Source organism: Pseudoalteromonas sp. B62 (assembly GCF_037162565.1).
In the GTDB taxonomy this organism is placed as follows: Bacteria; Pseudomonadota; Gammaproteobacteria; order Enterobacterales; family Alteromonadaceae; genus Pseudoalteromonas; species Pseudoalteromonas fuliginea.
Genome location: NZ_JARLVB010000002.1, coordinates 1,790,703 through 1,813,361, shown reverse-complemented (window position 1 = coordinate 1,813,361; position 22,659 = coordinate 1,790,703). Strand labels below are relative to the sequence as shown.

Here is a 22,659-nt window from a genome sequence, read left to right as displayed (position 1 = left end):
TCGTTAAATTGTTCAAATATTTATGCAATTTGGTACTACAGCTTACTTGAAAAACGATACCCAGCACCACGTACAGTTTGCACTAAACGGTCATGTCCAAGTGGGCCAATTGCTTTACGCAGGCGACGAATATGCACATCAACCGTGCGATCTTCGACGTAAACGTTAGTTCCCCATACATGATCAAGCAGTTGTTCACGGCTATAAACACGCTCTGGGTGGGTCATAAAAAAGTGTAGCAATCTAAATTCGGTTGGCCCCATATCAAGCTCGTTACCTTCAGAGGTAACACGGTGAGAAATTGGATCTAAGCGCAGGCCATGTACTTCAATAGCTTCCTCTAATGAGGTTGGCGATACACGGCGAATAACTGCTTTAATACGCGCCATAAGCTCTTTAGGGGAAAACGGCTTAGTGACGTAATCGTCAGCCCCTACTTCAAGACCGCGTACTTTGTCTTCTTCTTCGCCACGGGCTGTAAGCATAATAATTGGGATTTGGCGGGTATGTTCATTTTGCTTAAACTTTTTCGCAATTTGAATACCACTGCCACCTGGCAACATCCAATCAAGTAAAACCATGTCTGGATAAGGTTCAACCATAGCTGCAATTGCAGAGTCATAATCTTCTGCTTCAATTGCTTGAAATCCATTTTGCTCTAAAACAAAAACCAGCATCTCCCTGATAGGAGCTTCGTCATCTACGACTAGTACTTTACGTGACATTCCAATTTATCTCTTACGCTATCGAATTAGTTTTCATTATTATGACTAAGTATGACATTTTTATGAAAGTGTAACGTGTAAATTAAAATGGTGGTAAAAAAATACAAATTAGTGACAAATAACCTCATTAACGTCATATTTTTAAAACCTTTTTAATATTTAACGCAATAAAAAGAGGTTTACGATAAATTTATGTAATAGCTAACTTTTTGAAATTATCTTTTTTGTATCGCTATTTAAACCACTAAACAATATTAAACTAGCTGGGATCATTGTTTTACTAACCAAGACATTTTTACAGATCGATCGTTTAAAAGTAGCTTTAAAGCCATTTTAAAATCAGCAAACCCGCCTGTGCAACCATCAATACGTTTAAAAATAGATCTAAATTTTACTAAGCCTTAAATAAAGGATCAGATTTTTACCAAGCCGATCTACCCTCAGATCAGAGTTGTACTTAGTCAAAGCTATAAGTTGTTGATTGTTTATACAAATAAATAACGATCAGATTATTTCAAAGCCTAAAATAGCGTCAAAGTGTACTTTTCTTAGTAAAATAATGATCCAAAAATAGCTGTGTTAGTAAATGCGTGATCCCAAAGTACGGTGTTGGTAATACAGTGATCTGATCAATAAACCGTAATCTGCAATATAAAAAGGGCTAATACCAACCTGCATAAATCTTTGATCAATTTAACGAATTAAATTGCACTATAACGTCGTTAAAAATTTTTTATTTAGAACAACTAGATACAAAAATTTTTGCCTAGTTCTAGCGTAATTTTCTTAACGTTAAATAGACCCCATATATAAGCAGATTGGTATAACATTAAAAAAGCCAGTAACAAAGTTACTGGCTTAGTAATAAAGCTAATCTATTATCTAATTTTAGGGTCTAGCTCACCGCTTAAATATTTAAGGTGCATTTCATCAAGTGAAATTGGCTTAATTTTACTCGCCTGACCAGAGGTGCCAAACGAGTTATAGCGTGCAACACAAATCTCTGTCATTGCTTTAGTTGCTTCAGCTAAGTATTTACGAGGATCAAAGTTAGATGGGTTTAACGCCATATGACGGCGAATTGCACCGGTAGAAGCTAAACGTAAATCAGTATCAATATTTACCTTACGAACACCAAACTTAATACCTTCGACAATTTGCTCAACAGGCACACCATAAGTTTCTGGAATTTCGCCACCATACTGATTAATAATTTCTAACCACTCTTGTGGAACCGAAGATGAACCATGCATCACTAAGTGCGTGTTAGGAATACGTGCATGAATCGCTTTAATGCGGTCAATCGCTAAAATGTCATCTGTTGGTGGGCGCGTAAATTTATAGGCACCGTGCGAAGTACCACATGCAATTGCAAGTGCGTCAACGTGTGTTTTATTTACAAAGTCAGCCGCTTCTTCAGGATCTGTTAGCATTTGCTCAGTGGTTAATATGCCTTCTGCGCCAACGCCATCTTCTTCGCCAGCTTCACCTGTTTCAAGTGAACCAAGTACACCTAGCTCGCCTTCAACCGATACGCCACAGGCATGCGCCATAGCAACAGTTTCGCGCGTTACTTCTACATTGTATTCGTAGCTTGAAGGGGTTTTACCGTCGCTCATTAGCGAGCCATCCATCATTACTGATGAAAAACCAAGCTGAATTGAACGCTGACATACACCTGGCGATGTGCCGTGATCTTGGTGCATAACAACGGGGATATGTGGCCATTCTTCAACGGCTGCTAAAATCATATGACGAATAAATGGAGCACCAGCATAAGCACGTGCGCCCGCTGATCCTTGCACGATTACTGGGCTGTTTGTTTTGTCAGCCGCTTCCATTATTGCGCGCATTTGCTCTTGGTTATTAACGTTAAAAGCAGGTACGCCGTAACCATGCTCTGCTGCATGATCTAAAAGTTGTCGCATACTGATTAAAGCCATTGGGTATTCTCCAATTTATCGACAGTAGTTCCCTACCATCTAGTTTGAACGGATTTGTTAGTTTGGCGTTATAACAACGCCACGAAAAACCACTGCTTTGCAGTAAAATTCCGTCTAAATTAACTATTAAATTAGGGTGAGAGGTATTTAATAATTAATTGTCGGTGAGGGCTATTACCCCTCACCTTACGCGACTAAAATTATTTAGCGCGCGACTCTAGCATTTCAACTGCTGGCAGTTTTTTGCCCTCTAAAAACTCTAAGAACGCACCACCACCAGTAGAAATATAAGAAACTTTATCGGCAATGCCGTATTTATCAATGGCGGCTAAGGTATCACCGCCACCCGCAATTGAAAACGCATTTGAGTTAGCAATTGCTTGTGCAATAGCACGAGTGCCATTACCAAACTGGTCAAACTCAAACACGCCTACTGGACCATTCCATACAACAGTGCCTGCATTTGCAATAATTTTTGCAAGCTTGCTCGCTGTATCAGGGCCAATATCAAAAATCATATCGTCGCTTGTTACTTCGCTTACATCTTTAAGCGTAGCTACAGCAGATTCAGAAAACTCATTACCAACAACTACGTCAGTCGGTACCGGAATTTCACCATTATTAGCAATCGCTGCTGCACATAAACGGTTCGCTTCATCCATTAAATCAGGTTCGCAAAGCGATTTACCAACTGGGCTACCTGATGCCGCAATGAAGGTATTTGCAATACCACCACCGGTAACTAACTGATCAACAATTTTAGAAAGTGAATCTAAAACGGTTAATTTAGTTGAAACTTTAGAACCACCAACAATCGCCACTAATGGACGAGCTGGGTTATCAAGTGCCTTGCCTAATGCTTCAAGTTCAGCCGATAACAGCGGACCTGCACATGCAACATCGGCAAATAAGCCAACGCCATGGGTAGATGCTTGTGCACGGTGAGCCGTACCAAATGCATCCATTACATATACATCACACAGTGCTGCTAGTTGCTTAGATAGCGCTTCGTCGTTTTTCTTCTCGCCTTTGTTAAAGCGCACGTTTTCAAAAACAACCACTTCGTTATCAGCAATATCAACACCATTTAGGTAATCTTTTTCTAAACGCACAGTTTGCTCAAGGGCATCGTTTAAGTAATCAGCTACAGGTGCAAGCGAAAACGCTTCATCGTATTCCCCTTCCGTAGGACGGCCAAGGTGTGACATAACCATTACTTTAGCGCCTTTCTCAAGGGCTAGTTTAATAGTAGGTAGTGCTGCACGAATACGCGCATCTGACGTCACTTTACCTGCTTTAACTGGTACATTTAAATCTTCACGAATTAATACGCGTTTGCCGTTTAAATCTAAATCTACCATTTTTATGACCGACATGAACATCTCCTTAGTTAACGATACTGAACCTGAAAAATACGTTTAAAATTATTATATTAATAAATTACTTATTCACTGCCATCATAGCACGCGCTGTGTCGAGCATACGATTAGCAAAACCCCATTCATTATCACACCATACTAATAACTTTATCAGTCGTTTGTGACTAACACGTGTTTGTGTGCCATCAATAATACAAGAATGTGGGTCGTGATTAAAATCAATCGATACAAGCGGCTCTTCGGTATAACTTAAAATACCTTCTAAGCGATCTTTTGCTTGTGCTTTAAGTGCATTATTTACTGCGTTCAAATCTACATCGGTATTAACCGTTACACTTAAATCCATTGCCGTTACATTTATAGTCGGAACTCGTACGGCAATGGCCTCAAAACGACCTTTAAACTTAGGTAAAATACGGTCTATACCACGGGCAAGCTTTGTATCAACTGGAATAATTGATTGGCTTGCAGCGCGAGTACGGCGTAAATCATGATGATAACCATCAATCACTTGTTGATCGTTCATCGACGCATGAATCGTTGTAATAGCGCCCGACTCAATACCAAATGCATCATCTAATACTTTAATAACCGGCACAACACAGTTAGTTGTACACGAGCCGTTAGACACAATTGTATGTTCGCTTTTAAGCTCATCGTCGTTAATACCATACACAATAGTGGCATCAACATCGTTGTCGGCCGGATGTGAAAACAACACCTTTTTAGCACCTGCTGTAATATGTAACTGCGCATGTTCGCGCGAGTGATAAACACCTGTACATTCAAGTACAACGTCTACATCGAGCGTTTGCCAAGGTAATTCAATTGGGTTTTCTTCACAAAAAAGTGCAATGGTATCGCCTGCAACACTAATGGTGTCTTCACCAAGTTTTACAGGAAAAGAAAAACGACCGTGGGATGTGTCGTATTTTAATAAATGAGCAATAGCTTCAGGATCAGCAAGTTCGTTAATCGCAACAATTTTTATATCGTCGCTCAAACCAGACTCATATAACGCGCGGACAATATTTCGACCAATACGACCAAAACCATTAATTGCAAGTTTGATTGCCATGAAATATAAAATCCACTCTTTTAGCGTGCAGATAAAGGCAATATGCCTTTTAGATGGCTGTATTGTAATCGACCTTGCATCTGATTATAAGAGGGAAGCATTAGAAACTTTAAATTAAGGTTAAAGAGCTTAAACATTGCAAGCTCTTCAAGGGTTCTGACTTTTTAAATTAAGTTTTTTAAAGCGTTAATTATATCTTCTGGCTCAGAACGAGTACGATAATCAACATCAACATAACGCCAAGTCACTTTACCTTGTTTATCTAAAACAAAGGTGGCAGGATCGGTAAAACACTACTATTGCCATTGTTAACCGACTCTAAATCTAGGCCTCGGTCTACTCGCATATGCTCTAGTAAAAATGTGGGTACTTGCCATGCTACGCCGTAGCTTGCTGCTACATCTGCACTTTGATCGCTCAGCACTAAAAAATCCATGTTGCTTATATCGCTTTCGCTCATTGAGCCATCGGGTACTTGCGGGCTAATAGCCACCAATTGTGCGCCTAATGCGTGAATTTCAGGTAAACGTGCTTGAAGCGCTTTGAGCTGTAAATTGCAGTACGGACACCAACTTCCACGATAAAAAGTAACAACCACAGGCCCTTTAGCAAGTAACTCGGTTAACTGCACCGATTGACCATACTGATTTGGTAACTCAAAACTTGGTGCGCTTTGGTTTAAATCAAGTGCATTAGCACCTTGTTGAAACGCTTTTGCTTGTGCAATCGTTTCATCTACACCTTTCATAAAATCAGGATTACCTTTACGCCCTGCTGCTATTTTTGCCTCAGTTTGTGCTTTTAACGTGTTATTTTTATCGCTCATAATATAGCTACTTTTAAATTAATCAAAAACTTAAAGCCAGCTTACATTATGAAAATGTATTTGAAATGAAAATATTAATCAATCAGTTATTTCTAAATCAAATACCACGTTTATTGATGATTTAAATGTAATAGTTTCTTGCAGGTATCTACCTTGCTCAAATGGATTTCTAGTAACTTTAGAACCGCTCACAACTATTCGCTCAAAATCATCTACGCCATAACCATAACTTGAACGGTTAGAATTTGAATTAATACTGTAAATTTTTCCAAGCTCTGCGCCAAATGCTTTGGCAAGCTTACCCCTTTAACTATAGCGTTATCTATTGCGCCTTGTATTGCTTCAGCTTCTAACTGCGCGGCTTTTGAAGACATAAGCTCAATATTCGTCAGTTCATTAATTTTTACACTTAGTGCAAAATCGATAAAATCATTCAACTTTTCAATATTTCTTAATGTTACTTTAAGTGTTCTTGTTGCCACAAATCCTGCATTAATCATTGTGCCACTCTCAACATTAAACTTGTCGTCATCATTGTAAGTTAACAGGCTTGTAGCAGAAACATCCGTCTCCTTAACACCGTACTTGCTTAATCCTTTGAGTAACAAATTTACTCGATCATCAACATCACGTTTAGCATCAAGTGATTTGTCTTTAAAGCTTATGACTTCAAAAGAAATCTTAGCCATATCGGGCTTTGCTAATACCTCAGCAGTACCCTGCACTGCAATATGGCGATTAGCAGGTAAGCTTGAATTAGCAAAAGTGATGAGTGGGAATAATGTTAGAAAAATAGTGAGAATGAGTTTCATATTCGTTCCTTGAAGTAGTTAGTTAGATAATGATTACGCAACTGTACCTATAGTCATACGTATAACAATAAAAGTAAACTGTCCTTTATTGTAGGCGGGAGTTTATCTCGCGCGGCATAAAGCCCCACCTACAGCCAACCTACGCCAACTCGCCTACTTTTAACTCTTTGCCACGGCTTATTTGATGGCACTGGGCTAGCAGTAACTCGGCGGTCGCTTGTGCATCGGTTAACGCATGATGGCAATGATAGCTTGGTAACTCATAACGTGTGCGGCATGCATTAAGAGTTAAATCATCTTGTTTTATTTCAGTTGACTGGTTGAGTAAGCGCTTTTTCTCGATGTAAAGGGTGTCGAGTATCAGTTTAGGCCGCGTTGTTATATTGGCATTTTTTAAGGCTATTTTTAAAAAGCCCCAATCGAGCATGGCATTATGAAACACTAAAATACAATCACCAAAGTGGCTGCTTAGTTGCGTTAATATACTGCACAAGCTCTGTCCTTTTGTTATAGCATCGTCATTTATACCGTGATAAACAGGGCTTTGTTCGAGGCTTATAACGTCTTTATTGATAATATGCTGCGACTCACTCATTTTTATACATTGATTATCTATTACCACCCACGCTACCGATACAATTTCGTGCTGTTTTGCATCAAGGCCAGTGAGCTCTAAATCAATCACTAAGTAACGCTGTTGCAAGGCATTTTTGCCTAGTAATTTACGGCGCTTTAAGTACCGAGTGAGCAGCTTTTTTACCATGTTAGTAATCCATCATTATAAACTGCCGCGAGCAAACTTAAACGCAGCAGCTTGCTGCGCTTGTTTAACAAGGTAAAACGCTTCTTTTAGTTGATGGCGCTCTAGTGAGTTTAATTTATTAGGATTAATACAATTACTTGGTAAACCTTCTTCGTTTATCTGCGTACTAAGTCGAAGTTGCGTTAAAAACCGCCAGCAATCTTTTAGGTTGTATATATCTTCTTTGCTAAGCAATTTATGTTTGAGCAGTGCCTCTAGTCGCTCTTGGGTATTAGCTCGCTTAATACCCGCTTTTAAAGCGTATAACCGCACTATGTCATTTATAATTACGACACCGCGTTTTTTTAAATCTATGTATTTATTATTTTCATCGGTTTTTTCGGTTTTAAATTTATTAAATAAACCAATTGGCACGCTGTTACTACTTATGTCGGTTGCCATTGCAGCATAGAATAAGTCGTTACGCGATATACGAATTAGCTGCTCGCAAAAAGCGGTGTATAAAGCGTTTGAACCTTCAATAAAGCGCAGGTCAAAAAATATTTTACAATTAAGCATCGCATCTGGTGTGGGGCTTTTTATCCATTTAAAAAAGCGCTCGCTCCAGTCGTTTACGCTCATTCGGCACTCATCGCTGCTTGCCATAATATTACCTGGGCAACGCCTAATGCCGCATTCAACTAAGTTCTCACATACAAATTTCCCCATGCTTTTAAAGTAAGCTTGCTGATCAGTGCTTAAGTCGTTAGGGAGTAATAAGCCGTTATCTTGATCTGAGTGCAGAGTTTGCTCTTCGCGTGCTTGCGAGCCAAAGCAAATAAAACTAAAGCTGGTTGGCGCTGCGCCATGCTCTTCTTGAAATAAGTGAATAAGTCGCGATGTAAGCGCATCGGTTAATCCACTTAGTAATTTACCAATTAGCGATATGTCGTCAATGTTGTACGAAAAACCACGCAATAACTCGGGGATTTCTTTTGCATAGCGTTTTAAGTCAGTAATAGTGTGCGCTTTATAAATGCGCCCAATAAGCTGCACGGGGTCACTTTTTTGTTGGCGTAATAAGTCGGTGCTGGTTATCATTCCTATCGGTTTATGGTTTTCATCAAGAACCGGTAAGTGATGAATATTATGCTTAAGCATTAAATGCAGCGCTGAAAACACTCGATTATTTTCAAATATAAACTTGGGCTTAGCGGTCATAATGCTACTTACTGCATCTTGGGGGTTTACCTCGTCGGCGAGTACGCGGTTACGTAAATCACGATCGGTAACCACGCCAACTAAATGTGCATGCTGCGTTATCATTATTGACGATACACCATGCTGTTTCATTTTTTTAGCGCTTTGCCTAATGCTTGCATCAGGCGCAAGCGTAATCGCTGTGCGTGCCATCAACTCTGATATTTTACGCTCAGACCAGCTATCGTTTTTACTTTTATAATGCGATGACAACAACCGGTTAGCGTGAGCGCGTACAAAGTATTGCTCAAACGATTTATATTCTCTGCGTAAAAAATCAAAATGCGTTTGAGAGAGCATATACACTATGCCCTCTTTTTGTACCGCTAAACGGTTTTGAATCGCTTCCCCGTTAGTAACGACGGGAAGCCAAAGTAATCACCTTGTGCTAAACGCGTAACAACGTCGCCTTTAGCATCAACTAAATCATACAAACCAGAGCGAATTAAAAATAGTTTAGGGTTTTCACTTTGCAACCACTGAGTTTGATTTTCGCGGGTGAGGTAAATAATGTCGAGGTGATTTACAAAATACTCGTATGCACTGCTATCAAGTAGGCTAAATGGTGCTTGCATGCAAACATATTGGGCTATTTCTTGTTGTTCTACGCTCATCGTTGTGCTCATTAAAAAGTATACACAACACCAATGTACTCATTTTTTATACAAATAAAAAGCCCGACTTAAGTCGGGCTTTTTACGCTTTATTTTAAGTAACCTTAGTGATCGTGCGCTTCTGCCGATCCTTTAGGATTACGAATACCTTCTACCATTTCTTGAATTTCAACAGGTGTTGGTTGAGTAAATTTAAGAACAATTGCAGCAACTGCAAAGTTAATAATCATACCAATTAAGCCAATACCTTCAGGCGAAATACCTAAGAACCAATTTTCAGGGCTGTTTAGCTCTGGACTAACAAACTTGAAGAAGATGATATACGCAGCGGTAAAGCCTATACCCGTTACCATACCGGCAACAGCCCCTTCGCGGTTCATTGTTTTAGAGAATATACCCATAATAATTGCAGGGAAGAAACTCGCAGCCGCTAAGCCAAAGGCAAATGCCACAACCGATGCCACAAATCCAGGCGGGTTAATACCAAAGTACGCGGAGATAACAATAGCAACCATGGCTGCCAACCTCGCTGCAAGTAGCTCTTGCTTGTCGGTAATATCGGGCTTGAGGGTTCGCTTGAGTAAATCGTGCGAAACGGAGGTCGAAATAACCAGTAGTAAACCTGCTGTTGTAGATAATGCGGCGGCAATACCACCTGCTGCTACAAGTGCAATAACCCATGCTGGTAAGTTAGCAATTTCTGGATTTGCTAATACCATAATGTCGCGATCTACATTAACTTCGTTAGCACTGTTCGGATCGGTAATTTTACCCGCCGTGTAGAACATTTTGCCATCGCCATTTTTATCATCAAACGTAATTAATCCCGTACGTTCCCAATTTTTAATCCATGCAGGTGCTTCTGCGTAAGCTGTACCGCTACCGTCTTTACCATTAATGGTATCAACCATGTTTACTCGAGCAAAAGCTGCAACCGCAGGTGCTGTAGTATAAACAATCGCGATGAACACAAGAGTCCATGCGGCAGAAATACGCGTGTCTTTTACGCGAGGTACAGTGAAAAAGCGTACAATTACATGTGGTAAACCAGCAGTACCTACCATTAACGCACCAGTAATAGCGAACACGTCAATCATGCTCTTAGAGCCTTCGGTATATTGCGCAAAACCAAGTTCAGCGCTTAAGCCGTCTAGTTTATCAAGTACGTACACGCCGTCGCTGCCAATTAATGTGGCACCAAAACCGGTTTGTGGGAAAAAGTGACCCGTCATCATCATTGAGATGAAAATGGCTGGTACAAGGTAGGCAAATACAAGTACACAATATTGCGCTACCTGTGTATAGGTAATGCCTTTCATGCCGCCAAGTACCGCATAAAAGAATACAATCACCATACCGATGTAAACACCAGTTTCAATTTCTACTTCTAAAAAGCGTGAAAATACGACGCCTACGCCGCGCATTTGCCCTGCAATATAAGTAAAGCAAATGAATATGGCACATACAATTGCCACTAAACGTGCGGTGCGTGAATAGTAACGGTCGCCAATAAAGTCAGGTACAGTAAACTTGCCGAATTTACGTAAGTAAGGCGCTAAACACATAGCTAATAGTACATAACCACCTGTCCACCCCATTAAGTAAACGCTGCCATCGTAACCTGCAAACGAAATAATACCCGCCATTGAAATAAACGACGCGGCGCTCATCCAATCAGCTGCTGTTGCCATACCATTAGCAAGAGGAGGTACGCCGCCGCCCGCGACATAAAATTCTTTAGTTGAACCCGCTCGGGCCCAAATTGCTATGCCGATATAAAGCGCAAAGCTTAAACCAACAATTAAAAACGTGAGTGTTTGAACATCCATTGCTTAGCTCCTATTCGTCTACGCCATATTTTTTATCTAACGTATTCATTTTGAAAACGTACACAAAAATCAAAGCAACAAAGGTATAAATCGCGCCTTGCTGGGCGAACCAGAAGCCAAGTTTAAACCCAAAAAACGTACTTCATTAAGTACATCTACCAATAATATGCCAAAGCCAAAAGACACAATAAACCACACTGCTAATAGTTTAAATAACAGTGAAATATTTTCTGCCCAATAAGCTTTTGCTTGTTCTTCATCTTTAAAAGCCATTTTTATTTTCCCCTTTAAGCACCGCAATATCGCGATGAGTGGTTTTTTATCTTCACTTACCAATTTAGCAATGCTGTCTCAAGATTGAATTGCGACCATAGTCGTAACAGCTTGTTAACGTTTACGTAAACTGTATAAAAACAACTAAACCTAAATGGCTCTTTTTGTTACTTTTCAGCCTGTTAAGGTTTTTAAGTTGAGTTTTAGGGTTATAAAGAAGCTAAGTACTAAATTAATGCGACATTAGTCTAATGCTATAAGTTATTTTATTTTTATCTTTAATATTCAAAAAGATAAAAACAAAACTAAAATTATGATTTAAATTCAACCCTCACACTTAACCTGAGTTCTGGTATTGTGTTAATCCCTCATAGGGTTGGGGGGCTATTTTAAATAATAAGGTTTAATAACAACATGACTGCCGTACTCATTATTGTTGCTTTAGGATATATAGGTGTGCTGTTTTGGCTGGCTAACTGGGGTGATAAAACGACGCCTTTAGCAAAACGCATTAGCCACCACCCTTTTGTTTACTCATTTTCATTAGGTATTTATTGTACTTCATGGACCTACTATGGGTCAGTAGGAACTGCGGCGACTAGTAGCTGGAGCTACTTACCTATTTTGCTTGGTCCTGCATTGTTGTTTTTTTCGGACAAGGCTTTTTACGTAAATTAGTATTGGTGAGTAAAAAACAAAACATAACCACTATTGCCGATTTCATCTCTGCTCGTTACGGTAAGCGCCAAACTACTGCAATTATGGTAACAGTTATCGCGTTACTGGCGACTATTCCTTATATCGCACTACAACTAAAAGCACTCAGTACCAGCTTTTTACTTTTGCAAAACAGTAATAAAATATCCGGCGATATGCTCGCGCTTTCTGCCACATTAATTATGGCTTTATTTGCTATATTTTTTGGTACGCGCAAAGTCGATGTAACCGAATATCGCTCAGGCTTAATGCTTGCTGTTGCCTTTGAATCAATGATTAAACTTATTGCACTTATGGCTGTGGCAGGACTTGCCATATTCACACTATTTAATTTGCCCGAATCAACCTCAAGTAAAATCACCGAATCAATTTGGGATCACTGGAGCGATTTTAACTTTTTCAGTTTTAACTTTATTGGTCAGTCGTTAATGGCTGCAGCTGCCATTATATGCTTACCACGCCAATTTCATGTCACCGTTGTAGACAACCAAAATAAACGTCATTTATTTACTGCTCGCTGGGCTTTTCCTCTGTATTTGTTATTGACTGCTGCGATGATTTTACCCATTGCAACTGCCGCTATCCATCCTGAAATTGGCAGTGGTTATTCCCCCGACAGCTTTGTACTTGCCCTACCGTTAATTAACGACAATGCATTTTTAACCACTTTTGTATTTATAGGCGGGTTGTCTGCCGCCACCGCAATGATAGTGGTCGCAACACTTACATTAAGTACTATGATCTCAAATGATGTTGTATTGCCATTAATATTACGCCGTAAATTTAAACGTAACTTAATTACCACCAGCTACAAATCGCAAATTTTATTGGTAAGACGTTTTACCATTGCCGGTATTCTAATCTTGGCTTATTTTTATCAACAATGGTTTGGCCACAGCAGTGCATTGGCGAGTATGGGGCTAGTGGCATTTTCACTCGTTACGCAATTATTGCCCGCTATTGTTGGCGGTTTATACTGGCGAAAAGGTCATGCTTACGGTGTTTATGCTGGTTTAATAGCTGGCATTATTTGTTGGGTGCTATTTTTAATGCTACCTATTTTAGATGCAGGCAACACCTTAAATAGTGAATTACAGCAAACACTCATAACACGCGGGACGCTCATTGCCTTATTTGCCAATATTGGTTGTTATATTAGCTTTTCATTAGGCGCAGAAGAGCGTCTAATCGATAAAATTCAAGCAGCTGCATTTGTTAACCCAAAAGATCAGTCTATTTTATCAAGACGACTAAACAAAGATGTAAAAGCGACCGTTTACGATTTTAAAATATTACTACAAACCTTTTTAGGTATTCAGCGCAGCCAACAAGTATTAGCGCATTATGCACTTGCTCATCATTTAAGCGACAACAACGCACATCCTGATTCTGACTTTATAGCCTATTGCGAACGCGCGTTAACCGGTGTACTTGGTGCATCATCTGCGCAAGCATTAATACACACTGTTTCATCAGGCAAACGTATGGCGTTTGAGGAAGTTGTAAACTTTTTTGACGAAACTACGCAAGCGCTGCAATTTAATCAAAACCTATTGTTTACTTCGCTTGAAAATTTAAGTCACGGTATTTCGGTTGTTGATAAAGATTTAAAACTCGTTGCATGGAATAAACGTTACGGCGAAATGTTTGGCTACCCAGAAGGTTTTTTAGAAGTAGGTCAACCCATAGAGGACATTATAAGGTACAACGCTAACCGTGGTGAATGTGGCCCTGGCGAAATACAACGCCAAGTAGAAAAACGTGTGCAGCATTTAAAATACGGCAGCTCGCATCACTTTATTCGTCATCGTCGTAATGGACAAGTGTACGAGATGATTGGTAATCCACTGCCCGATGGCGGATTTGTTACCAGCTTCTCGGATATTACTAAACACATAAGTACACAAAATGCGCTTGAAGAAGTAAACATGGATCTTGAAAACCGCATAGAAGCGCGAACTCAAGAAGTGCAAACTATTAATAAAGACTTACAAGCTCAAATAGATAGCCGCGTACAAACCGAGCAAGCACTTACTTTAGCCAAACGAGAAGCAGAGCAAGCCAACGACAGTAAAACGCGCTTTTTAGCACTGGCGAGCCACGACATTTTACAACCGTTAAACGCAGCACGTTTATACCTTGCTGCCATTGACGAAAAACAGCTCGATAGCACTAACCAAAACAGCTTTGAAAAACTAGGCGACAGTCTTGATTCAACCGTGCATTTAATGTCGGCATTGCTTGAAATAGCTAAGCTAGAACAAGGCGCTATGACCCCTACCCCTCGCCACTTTTATATTGAAGATATTTTAGCGCCCCTACAAAGTGAATACGCTATTTTATCGAGTGATAAAGGCCTTAAGCTTAGTGTGCGTTCAAACCAGCAAGTTGTGCACAGTGATATAACCTATCTGCGCCGAATTATTCAAAATTTGGTCTCTAATGCAGTTAAATACACCGATAATGGCCGTGTATTAATTGCCTGTAGAAACCGTAAACACAATTTACGAATAGAAGTATGGGATACAGGCCCAGGTATTAGCGAAGTAGAGCAAGCTAAAATATTTAACGACTTTTACCGTGTTGAGTCGGGCGATAACAAAGGCGTAGGCTTAGGCCTAGGTGTGGTAAAACGTATGGCTGACTTACTAAGTTTGCCGCTTGATGTGCATTCAGAGCCAAATAAAGGTAGCCGTTTTAGTATTGAAGTGCCCTACGGCGATGTGCAATTTGTACAGCAAAAACCGACAGCAAGTAACTTAATAGAAAACCGTGCAGCAATTAATATTGTTGCCGTGGACGACGATCCAGAAAACCTAGCTGCAATGGCAAGCTTACTTAAAAAGTGGCAAGCTAATTACACGCTATTTGATAACGTAGATAAAGTACTCGCGCACGCAAAACAAAATAGCGCCCCCGATGTTATTTTAATGGATTATCAATTAGGTAGTGACTGCGATGGCATAACGCTAATTAAAACCCTGCGTGAAATATGGCAAAGCCAAGTACCTGCTATTTTAATTACCGCAGTGCGCGACACCGAGCTTAAGCAAGAAACAAAAGCCGCTAATATTCATTATTTAAGTAAACCAATTAAACCGGGCAAACTAAAGGCACTGCTTAATCACAGTACATAGTGATCTAGTTAAAAGTATTCTAGTAAAAAGTGTTCTAGTTAAAAGCTATAAAGTAATAGCGTAAAACAAAAAGCCCATTATCTTCACTGGGCTTTGCTTTATAAAGTGCTCATAAAGTTAAATCGGATTTGCACGGCTTCTAAGCTTTTGAAACAACCAACTTAACCCCACTAACGAAAGCCCTAATCCAATAAACGAAAGCGCTTTAAGCAACCCCTCCAAATTAGCCATATCAATTAAAAATACTTTAACAATAACGGCACCTAGTAAGCCTAGGCCTATTTTTTGTATTAATAATTGATTATTAAGATGACCAAAAATAACAGTACCCGCACCCAATACTAACCAAATAACAGAGTAGCTATAAAGCTCGGCATTGCTTGCGCCTTTTGATAAGTATATGTAAGGACCTTGCCAGTATTGGCGAATAAAGCTATTTATTGCCAATAATATAAACCCACCCGCAACGGCCAATATAAATGGCGTCGCTTTAGCATTTATTGGTTTTACAAGCTTGGCCAGCCAAAGCGTTAATCCTGCAGGTACTAACCACAATAGTAATAACCAGTTAAATATTGGCAGCTCACCTATGTAAAGTGATTCAAATAATGGGTTATCGTCAAGTAGTGTTTTAATAGCAAAAAGCCCTGCCAACCCTGCAAGTGCAAAGCCCGCCACTTGGTATAACTTAGCTAACGTACCGGCAAGTTTTGCTCTGTGTAAATACACGCACCCTAATGCCAGCCAATTACAGGTAAGGAGTATTTGTTCGTAAAAGTTAAGGGAATCAAATTGCGGATAATGCCCTACTAGCTGATAACTTGTTTCGGTGGTAATAAAAAGCGCTAAACAATGAAGCGCCGCACCTTCCAGCCATATTTTAAGTTTTGAGGAATCAAAGCACTTAGCTGCGGCAAAAAATAACGCGATACATAACGGATAAACCACAATACTCCAATGCAAACCAAATACCGTTAGCGTATCGTAGCTTGGCGTCCAAGGCGCAAGCGTTAAGCGCAGTAATAACGCAGCAACTAATGCTTTAATAGGCCAATGCGGCATAGGCACGCTATAGCGCTTAATAAGTACACTTATAAGTAATACTTGTACAGCAAGTGCAATGGTTAGGCCGCTGTCACTTAGTAGCATGGTAATTGCTAACGTAATATTGGCATTAGCGCCTACCCAATAAGTAAAACTCTGAAATAGCGTTGTATTATGCTGCGCGAGCTTTATTAAAATAGCGGCCACTATAAACAATACAACGGCCCAAAGTGGATATGCTGTACTTAACGCAGAGTTAGGAATAAGCGTATATAAAGCCGCTATCATTACAAATACACTAAATGCCCCCGTTATATGAAACGCTAAACGCTTAGATTGCTTTTTACCGTAATAAAGCCCGTAAACTGTAAGTAACAACCCGAGTAATAAACCCAAACCGTATTCATTTTTGAATATAAAGAGTGCGTCATCAAATAGGTTTGGCGACAAATGCGTGCGCTCAGCACTTATAACTAATAGCGTTGAAATAACTAACACTACGCCCTGCCAAATATCCCAGCGGCTATTTTTAAGGACTAAAAATAGCACCAAACCAATACTTAACACGCCGACTGTTTGCCACTGCATATCAAAGTGACTTATCAACATGGTAAATATTAAGGGCGCTATAAAAGCGAGTAATAAGAGATGATCTGGGAGCACTTTAATTAAGCGCTTTAAACTGTGCGGGCGATGTTCAATAACATTCAGTTTTAGACCTAAGCGTGGTATAGCAATTAGCCCTATAATACTAAGTAAAGCAAACGTCCCCATTAACCAAACGGTATTAATTTTAAGTAATGTAAAACCAACTAAATACCAGCCAATGTGCCCTGCCCATAATAAATACCACAACCAAGCTCGCTGTACTTTATGTGCAACTAACGCAGCCGACAAACTTACAAAACCAACATACATAAATAATGCAAACAAGTTACCACTGCCTGTACTAACCCATATTGGTACACTATAGGCGCCAATAATACCTAATACAGCCAATAATGGGCCTAGCCTAAGCGCCATTGCACTTGCACTAATTGCAATAACTGCCAGTGCAAAAAATGCCACGGTAGGGCTAAGCATAGCGTAGCTACTGTAAGCTAAAAGCGTTAAAGCAAAACAGGTAATAAACCCGCCGCTGGCAAGCGCTGCGGGAATGTAATTATTAAAGCCTTCAAATACAATGCGTTTATGGTGTAAATAAGCCGCAGCTGCAATTAAGCTAAGCCCAAATAAGCCACCTAAACTCAGCCTCATTACAGGCGATAGTAATCCCGCTTCTAGGCTGTATTTAGCTAAAAATATGCCACCAAACGCAAGCGCTATTGCGCCAATCCAGGTCATCCAATTCTCTTCAAACCCTGTACGTAGTTTATTAAGTAATAATTCGATAGGAGATGGTGTTTTGCGTTTTGTTTTAGCTGTGCTGTTAATACTGGATTTAACCGCTATTTGGGGTTCAGTGGCTAGATTTGTGCATATGGGTTCTGGTTTATATACTTTGGCTGAAGCAATCACAGGCTGGTTATGTGCAATATTTGCATCGACACATTGAGTTTGTTTTTGCACTACGGCATTTGATTGTAACTCATTCACTTTTGCTTTTAAAAAAGCAATATCTTGCTTCAAACTCTTTAATTGTATAAGCGCAATTAATCCACAAATAGCGCCCCCACAACTACCAATATAAGTATTACTGCTAAACCGATTAAATCATCCATGGCACACTCTGTAGTTATTCATTTACAGCGGCTATAGTACCTATTTTTTATATTATCTACATTAATAATGTGTTTTACACTATTAATTAACCAGAACTCGGGTTAAGAGATTTATTAACGTATTGAATCATGGTGATATTTAAATTTATTTCTCTAGGCAGAGGTTTTCAGTGAGAACAAGGCGAATTTACGCGTCAATAGCGGCCCATTGCAAGTAAATTCAACGCAGTTAGCGCTAAAAATAGCTGCTCATGATAGATTTATTATCCAGAGTTCAGCTTAATTAGCATCAATAAATAATACAAAAGCCAAGCACAGCTTGGCTTTTGTTGTATTAAGCTTTTATATTATTGTGTGCGTTTTTTAAACCTAAATTGCCCCTCATCTATCAACCCACCACTTAAGTTTCGCGGCGTTGTATAAAAACTAACTTTAAGTTGATCTTGTTGATTATCAATATTTATGTGACTAAAGCCCCAAACAAAGCTCTTTGACCACACTAAATCATACTCCGGATATTTTTGGGCTTGAAACTGTGCAAATGGGGAATGTTTGCCACGCATTTTTGAAGCTGCACCAGATATTATAAGCGGTAATTTGCCATGACTACTGCCGCTATCAAACTCAGAGCAATCATCAGTTAACAGTTCTAAATCATGTTCATGACCCGCAATATAGCCATCAGCATATTTACATAGTGTTGGCATTAGTAAACGCCGTAACACATGTCCTTCTGTGTATTTTGTACCACCAATTGACCATAAAATATGATGCCCATACACTAACTTCCACTTAGCCGTTGAGTTAGCAATTTCTTTTTTAACCATGCTAGTTGCTTAATATCTTCGCCATTTTTCGGTCCTTCGTGCTTATCATGAACTTCAAGCTTGGCTGCACCACTTTTAATTGCTTGTTGTTCATTACCTTCACTGCCATCAGGGTTAAGCGGCACTTTATAGTATGTTTGCCCCGCCAACAGCATATTTGTATCTAAAACGAAAAATTCTACGTCGTTACCTGGCGTCCCTTTTTTATAACTGTAGTACCCTTGTTCACCCATAAAAAAATTAGGCTGTTGCGCCATCCACTCAGTTTGTAATGCCACCCCTTTTCGAGAGCTGCGCCAGTCATGGTTACCTAAAGCAGAATATACAATCAAAGATGGATCAGCATCGAACAATGGTTTCAAAGGGGCATAAATTAAATCATGTAAACGTTTTTGATCATCTTTACCATCATTAGCATCTGCGCCATCGGGGTAAACATTATCGCCTAATTGAATAGCAAACTGACACTCTTTGCTTTCACATAATGTAGCCATAGCTAGGCCAACCGCTTGTGCACCACCTTGTTCGGTTGCTATATCTGTCCCCGGATACACATAAATAGGAGCATGATCAAACTCTTTACGTGGTCGATAATCTTCAAGCCAATCTTGTAATTCTTTGGCTATAAATTCAGTTTTGTTTTTGGGGTTTTTAATCTGTTTCTTTTTGGGGTAGTCAACGTGATAGCCGCCATCCCCAAAAGCGATAAAATTTATATTTTTACTAGGTGTTTTTTCAGCCTGCGCACTGCACGCACTAAGTAACATACAACAAGCAAATGCAAGTGGTGAAAGAAGTAATTTGTTCATCATTTTATATTCCACAAAAAGGCCTACTTATATCAAGTAGGCCTTTTTCGTTGTGTAAATTAAAGAGAGTTAATAGTAAACCCTAGCTCATAAGTACGACCGTATGATTCATATTGGTAGTTGTATTTACGCTCACCATGATAAAGATACAAAGGCTCATCGGTTAAGTTTTTCGCATTAAAGTAAACATTAACAGAATCATTTATAAAGTACTTACCGCTGAAATCTAATTGCGTGTGACTATCTTCATATACATTCATGTCAGCATCTTCAAATTGGAAGCTTTCACTCTTATAAGATGCGCTCAAACGAGTGCTAATTACATTGTTTTCATAACCAACAATAAAGTTACCTATTTTATCTGCTTGATTTGGTAAGTCATCGTCAGCATTAATAAATGTGCCATTTGCACTAATTAAAAAACCAGAATCAAACGTTTTACTCCAGTTAAGTTCAAGCCCTGTTAGTGATGCAGAGCCACCATTAACCATTTGCACAACTTCTTGGTAACCATTCCATTGGCCGTTATCTTGTACTTCTTGCTGAACAATATAGTTGTCGATATCTTTGTAGAACAGCCCCGCTGAAAGTACCCCAATACTACCTGGGTAGTATTCAATAGAGGCATCGAGATTCATTGATTCATAAGGGTCTAAATCGGGGTTCCCCACTTCAGCTTTACGCTCAACGGAAATTACGCCGTCATCTTCACTGCTTTCAGATTCAATTAACTGAAACGCCGCAGAATCTTTAAATGAAGGACGTGCAATTGTATTTGTATAGGCAAAACGAGAGACTAATTTATCACTGTGCTCATAGCGCATATTTAAACTAGGTAAAAAATGATCATAATCTTTTGTGGCTTTCCAAGGTGTACTTGTAACTACTTCCGTATCGTTTACATCGTCAGTTAATAGCGCGACCTGATTACCTTCAGTATCAAATTGAGTTCCTTCATAACGAAGGCCTGCGACAATTTGTAACTTATCAATATCTAACGTTACCATTGCATAAGCTGCAACAATATCTTCATTACTGGTATAACTTGCACCATCGGACTCAACTTGTGAGTCGTTTTCGTTCAGTTCAAATGCACCACGATTATTATTCACAAATTGACGGATAGCTGAACGATTTAGACCAGGACCAAATTCTCCTAAATCATAGTCGGGGGCAGACGCAGCGAAGTCACTCGCGAGTGCTCCTTGTAAGTCATCCTTATAAATCCAAACATTTACATCGTTACGTTTTTCACGGCTTTGATATTTAGCGCCAAACTTGAATTCACCATTGTTATTATTCCAAACAAAATCACGACTGAAATCAACCTTAAAGGTCATTGCTTCATCTTCACTAAGATTGTCGTTAGCCTCGACTTTATCTAAAACAAAATTGCTCATGTCGTTAGCATTAGATGATTGAGATAAGCTTGGTATTTCACTTTGTGCAATATAACCCAAATCAAGCCCTTCACCCGCAAAGCTTACATCTAAGCGATCTGGCTCTTTTTCGTCTGACTTTGAGTAACCGACGCTGTATTCAACAAACCAATTGTTTAATTGATGCTCGCCACCTGCGACCAATGACAAAATGCTTTGTTCTTCATAACGATCTTTCGTATCTCGGTCCATTTCAGCGTCAGAAAAAGAAGCGCTGTTATTATCATGTGTATTAACTTGGCCATCGCTAAACTTAAACTCTTTACGCTGGCGGTATTCATCATCCGAGAAATCACTGTAAAGTGTGCGTAAATAGTATCGATTTGCTACACCACTGTGTAAATCAAAGTTAAGCGCAGCACCTAAACGCTCACGTGTAATTTGATATTGGCGTTGCTCAATCTCTTCTGCTCCAAAAATTTTTATATCTTCACCCGTAGCGTCATCTTCAACTTTAAATTCGCTCCAGCCACCATCAGTTTCAACATTACGAGAACCAAAGTCACGTTTAAACCATGAAATAGCAGTCGCTACCCCTAAATCCAAACCGTTACTGAGTTCATAAACATCTGTAAAACTTGCCGAAAATTTAGGGCTAGTGTCCGACTCAAGTTCATTATATGAACCTTGTGCGGTGAAGCTATAACTCTGCCCAGATTTATCAAAAGCACTTAAACTTTTAACTTCAATTGAGCCACCAATCGCACTTGCATCCATGTCGGGTGTGACCGTTTTACTTACTTCTAAACTTTGAATTAATTCACTTGGAATAACATCCATTGCCACACTGCGAACCCCTGCCTCGGGAGAAGGTACATTAAGGCCATTCACGGTCACATTATTTAAATTAGGATCGATACCACGAATACCAACAAAACGTCCTTCACCTTGGTCTCGCGCTATAAAAACCCCGGCAGGCGCTGTAAAGCTTCCGCTGCATTTTGATCTGGGAGCTGACCAATTGAATCAGCACTTACCACTGACTTTAGGTTACTGGCATTTTTTTGTCTGTTAATCGCGCCAGCTTGCCCTGCACTTTGACCATAAACAATAATATTATCAATCGCATCCTCTTGCTCACCTATTATTATTTGTTGCGTGAACACGTTTTCATCAACAATTTTTATTTTTTCTCTACCGAGGATGCACCAATATAATCAACCATTAAGGTGTAATCCCCTGCTGGTAGATTATTAAATGAGAAAGTACCATCACGCCCGCTGACTGTTTTTAGGTTTAGTTCTTTTACAGTAATTTTTGCACCACCAAAGTAAACACTTTGACTTGAATCGGTAATGCGTCCTTTAACGGCGCCATCAGCTAAAACTGGGGTTGTATATAAAATGCCACAACATGCTAATGCGAGACTCGACTTAATAAAAGGTGATGATTTAAAAGGGTTCATAATGTTTCTCTTAATTGCTGCTTATGATTAATAGGCCATACTGGCTCGGCACGGACATCCTAATTACAGAAGATGAATT

The 22,659-nt window shown here is 39.6% G+C and carries 7 protein-coding genes and 7 pseudogenes; 1 reads left to right on the top strand and 13 read right to left on the bottom strand.

Translation table 11 applies throughout. From position 1 onward, the window contains the following. Positions 1–35 precede the first annotated feature (35 nt). The 10 genes and pseudogenes from phoB to P4S71_RS12590 form a co-directional block, all read right to left on the bottom strand. Positions 36–725, bottom strand: a complete 690-nt coding sequence (gene phoB / locus P4S71_RS12635; RefSeq protein WP_006791869.1) for a phosphate regulon transcriptional regulator PhoB — start codon at positions 723–725, stop codon at positions 36–38. An 878-nt stretch (positions 726–1,603) separates the two neighbouring features. After that, positions 1,604–2,668 (bottom strand): class II fructose-bisphosphate aldolase, encoded by a 1,065-nt coding sequence (fba, locus tag P4S71_RS12630; protein ID WP_007377491.1) that lies wholly within the window; start codon positions 2,666–2,668, stop codon positions 1,604–1,606. A 200-nt stretch (positions 2,669–2,868) separates the two neighbouring features. After that, on the bottom strand, positions 2,869–4,044 hold the full coding sequence (locus P4S71_RS12625; protein WP_337150788.1) for a phosphoglycerate kinase: 1,176 nt from the start codon (positions 4,042–4,044) through the stop codon (positions 2,869–2,871). 64 nt (positions 4,045–4,108) lie between these two features. Then, the gene (gene epd / locus P4S71_RS12620; RefSeq protein WP_096792549.1) at positions 4,109–5,125 is read right to left on the bottom strand and encodes an erythrose-4-phosphate dehydrogenase; all 1,017 of its coding nucleotides are present in this window, start codon (positions 5,123–5,125) and stop codon (positions 4,109–4,111) included. A 164-nt stretch (positions 5,126–5,289) separates the two neighbouring features. Further along, positions 5,290–5,951, bottom strand: a pseudogene (locus P4S71_RS12615) (peroxiredoxin-like family protein). 78 nt (positions 5,952–6,029) lie between these two features. Further along, positions 6,030–6,763 (bottom strand): annotated as a pseudogene (locus P4S71_RS12610) (SIMPL domain-containing protein). A gap of 139 nt (positions 6,764–6,902) precedes the next feature. Continuing rightward, the gene (locus tag P4S71_RS12605) at positions 6,903–7,526 is read right to left on the bottom strand and encodes a 3'-5' exonuclease (RefSeq protein WP_337150787.1); all 624 of its coding nucleotides are present in this window, start codon (positions 7,524–7,526) and stop codon (positions 6,903–6,905) included. Positions 7,527–7,541: 15 nt separating this feature from the next. Next, positions 7,542–9,379, bottom strand: a pseudogene (locus P4S71_RS12600) (DUF294 nucleotidyltransferase-like domain-containing protein). Positions 9,380–9,483: 104 nt separating this feature from the next. Further along, a complete protein-coding gene (locus P4S71_RS12595) occupies positions 9,484–11,208 on the bottom strand; it encodes a sodium:solute symporter family protein (RefSeq protein WP_007377497.1) in 1,725 nt (574 codons plus the stop codon). A 10-nt stretch (positions 11,209–11,218) separates the two neighbouring features. Then, a pseudogene (locus tag P4S71_RS12590) lies at positions 11,219–11,481 on the bottom strand (DUF4212 domain-containing protein). Between the two features lie 414 nt (positions 11,482–11,895). Here P4S71_RS12590 and P4S71_RS12585 point away from each other — a divergent pair. Further along, positions 11,896–15,335: pseudogene (locus tag P4S71_RS12585) on the top strand (PAS domain-containing hybrid sensor histidine kinase/response regulator). Between the two features lie 117 nt (positions 15,336–15,452). On the opposite strand, the gene P4S71_RS12580 reads toward P4S71_RS12585, so the two are convergent. The 3 genes and pseudogenes from P4S71_RS12580 to P4S71_RS12570 form a co-directional block, all read right to left on the bottom strand. Beyond that, positions 15,453–18,008 (bottom strand): DUF2339 domain-containing protein, encoded by a 2,556-nt coding sequence (locus tag P4S71_RS12580; RefSeq protein WP_442961674.1) that lies wholly within the window; start codon positions 18,006–18,008, stop codon positions 15,453–15,455. Between the two features lie 439 nt (positions 18,009–18,447). Next, a pseudogene (locus tag P4S71_RS12575) lies at positions 18,448–19,739 on the bottom strand (metallophosphoesterase). A 56-nt stretch (positions 19,740–19,795) separates the two neighbouring features. Further along, a pseudogene (locus P4S71_RS12570) lies at positions 19,796–22,580 on the bottom strand (TonB-dependent receptor). Positions 22,581–22,659: the final 79 nt, after the last annotated feature.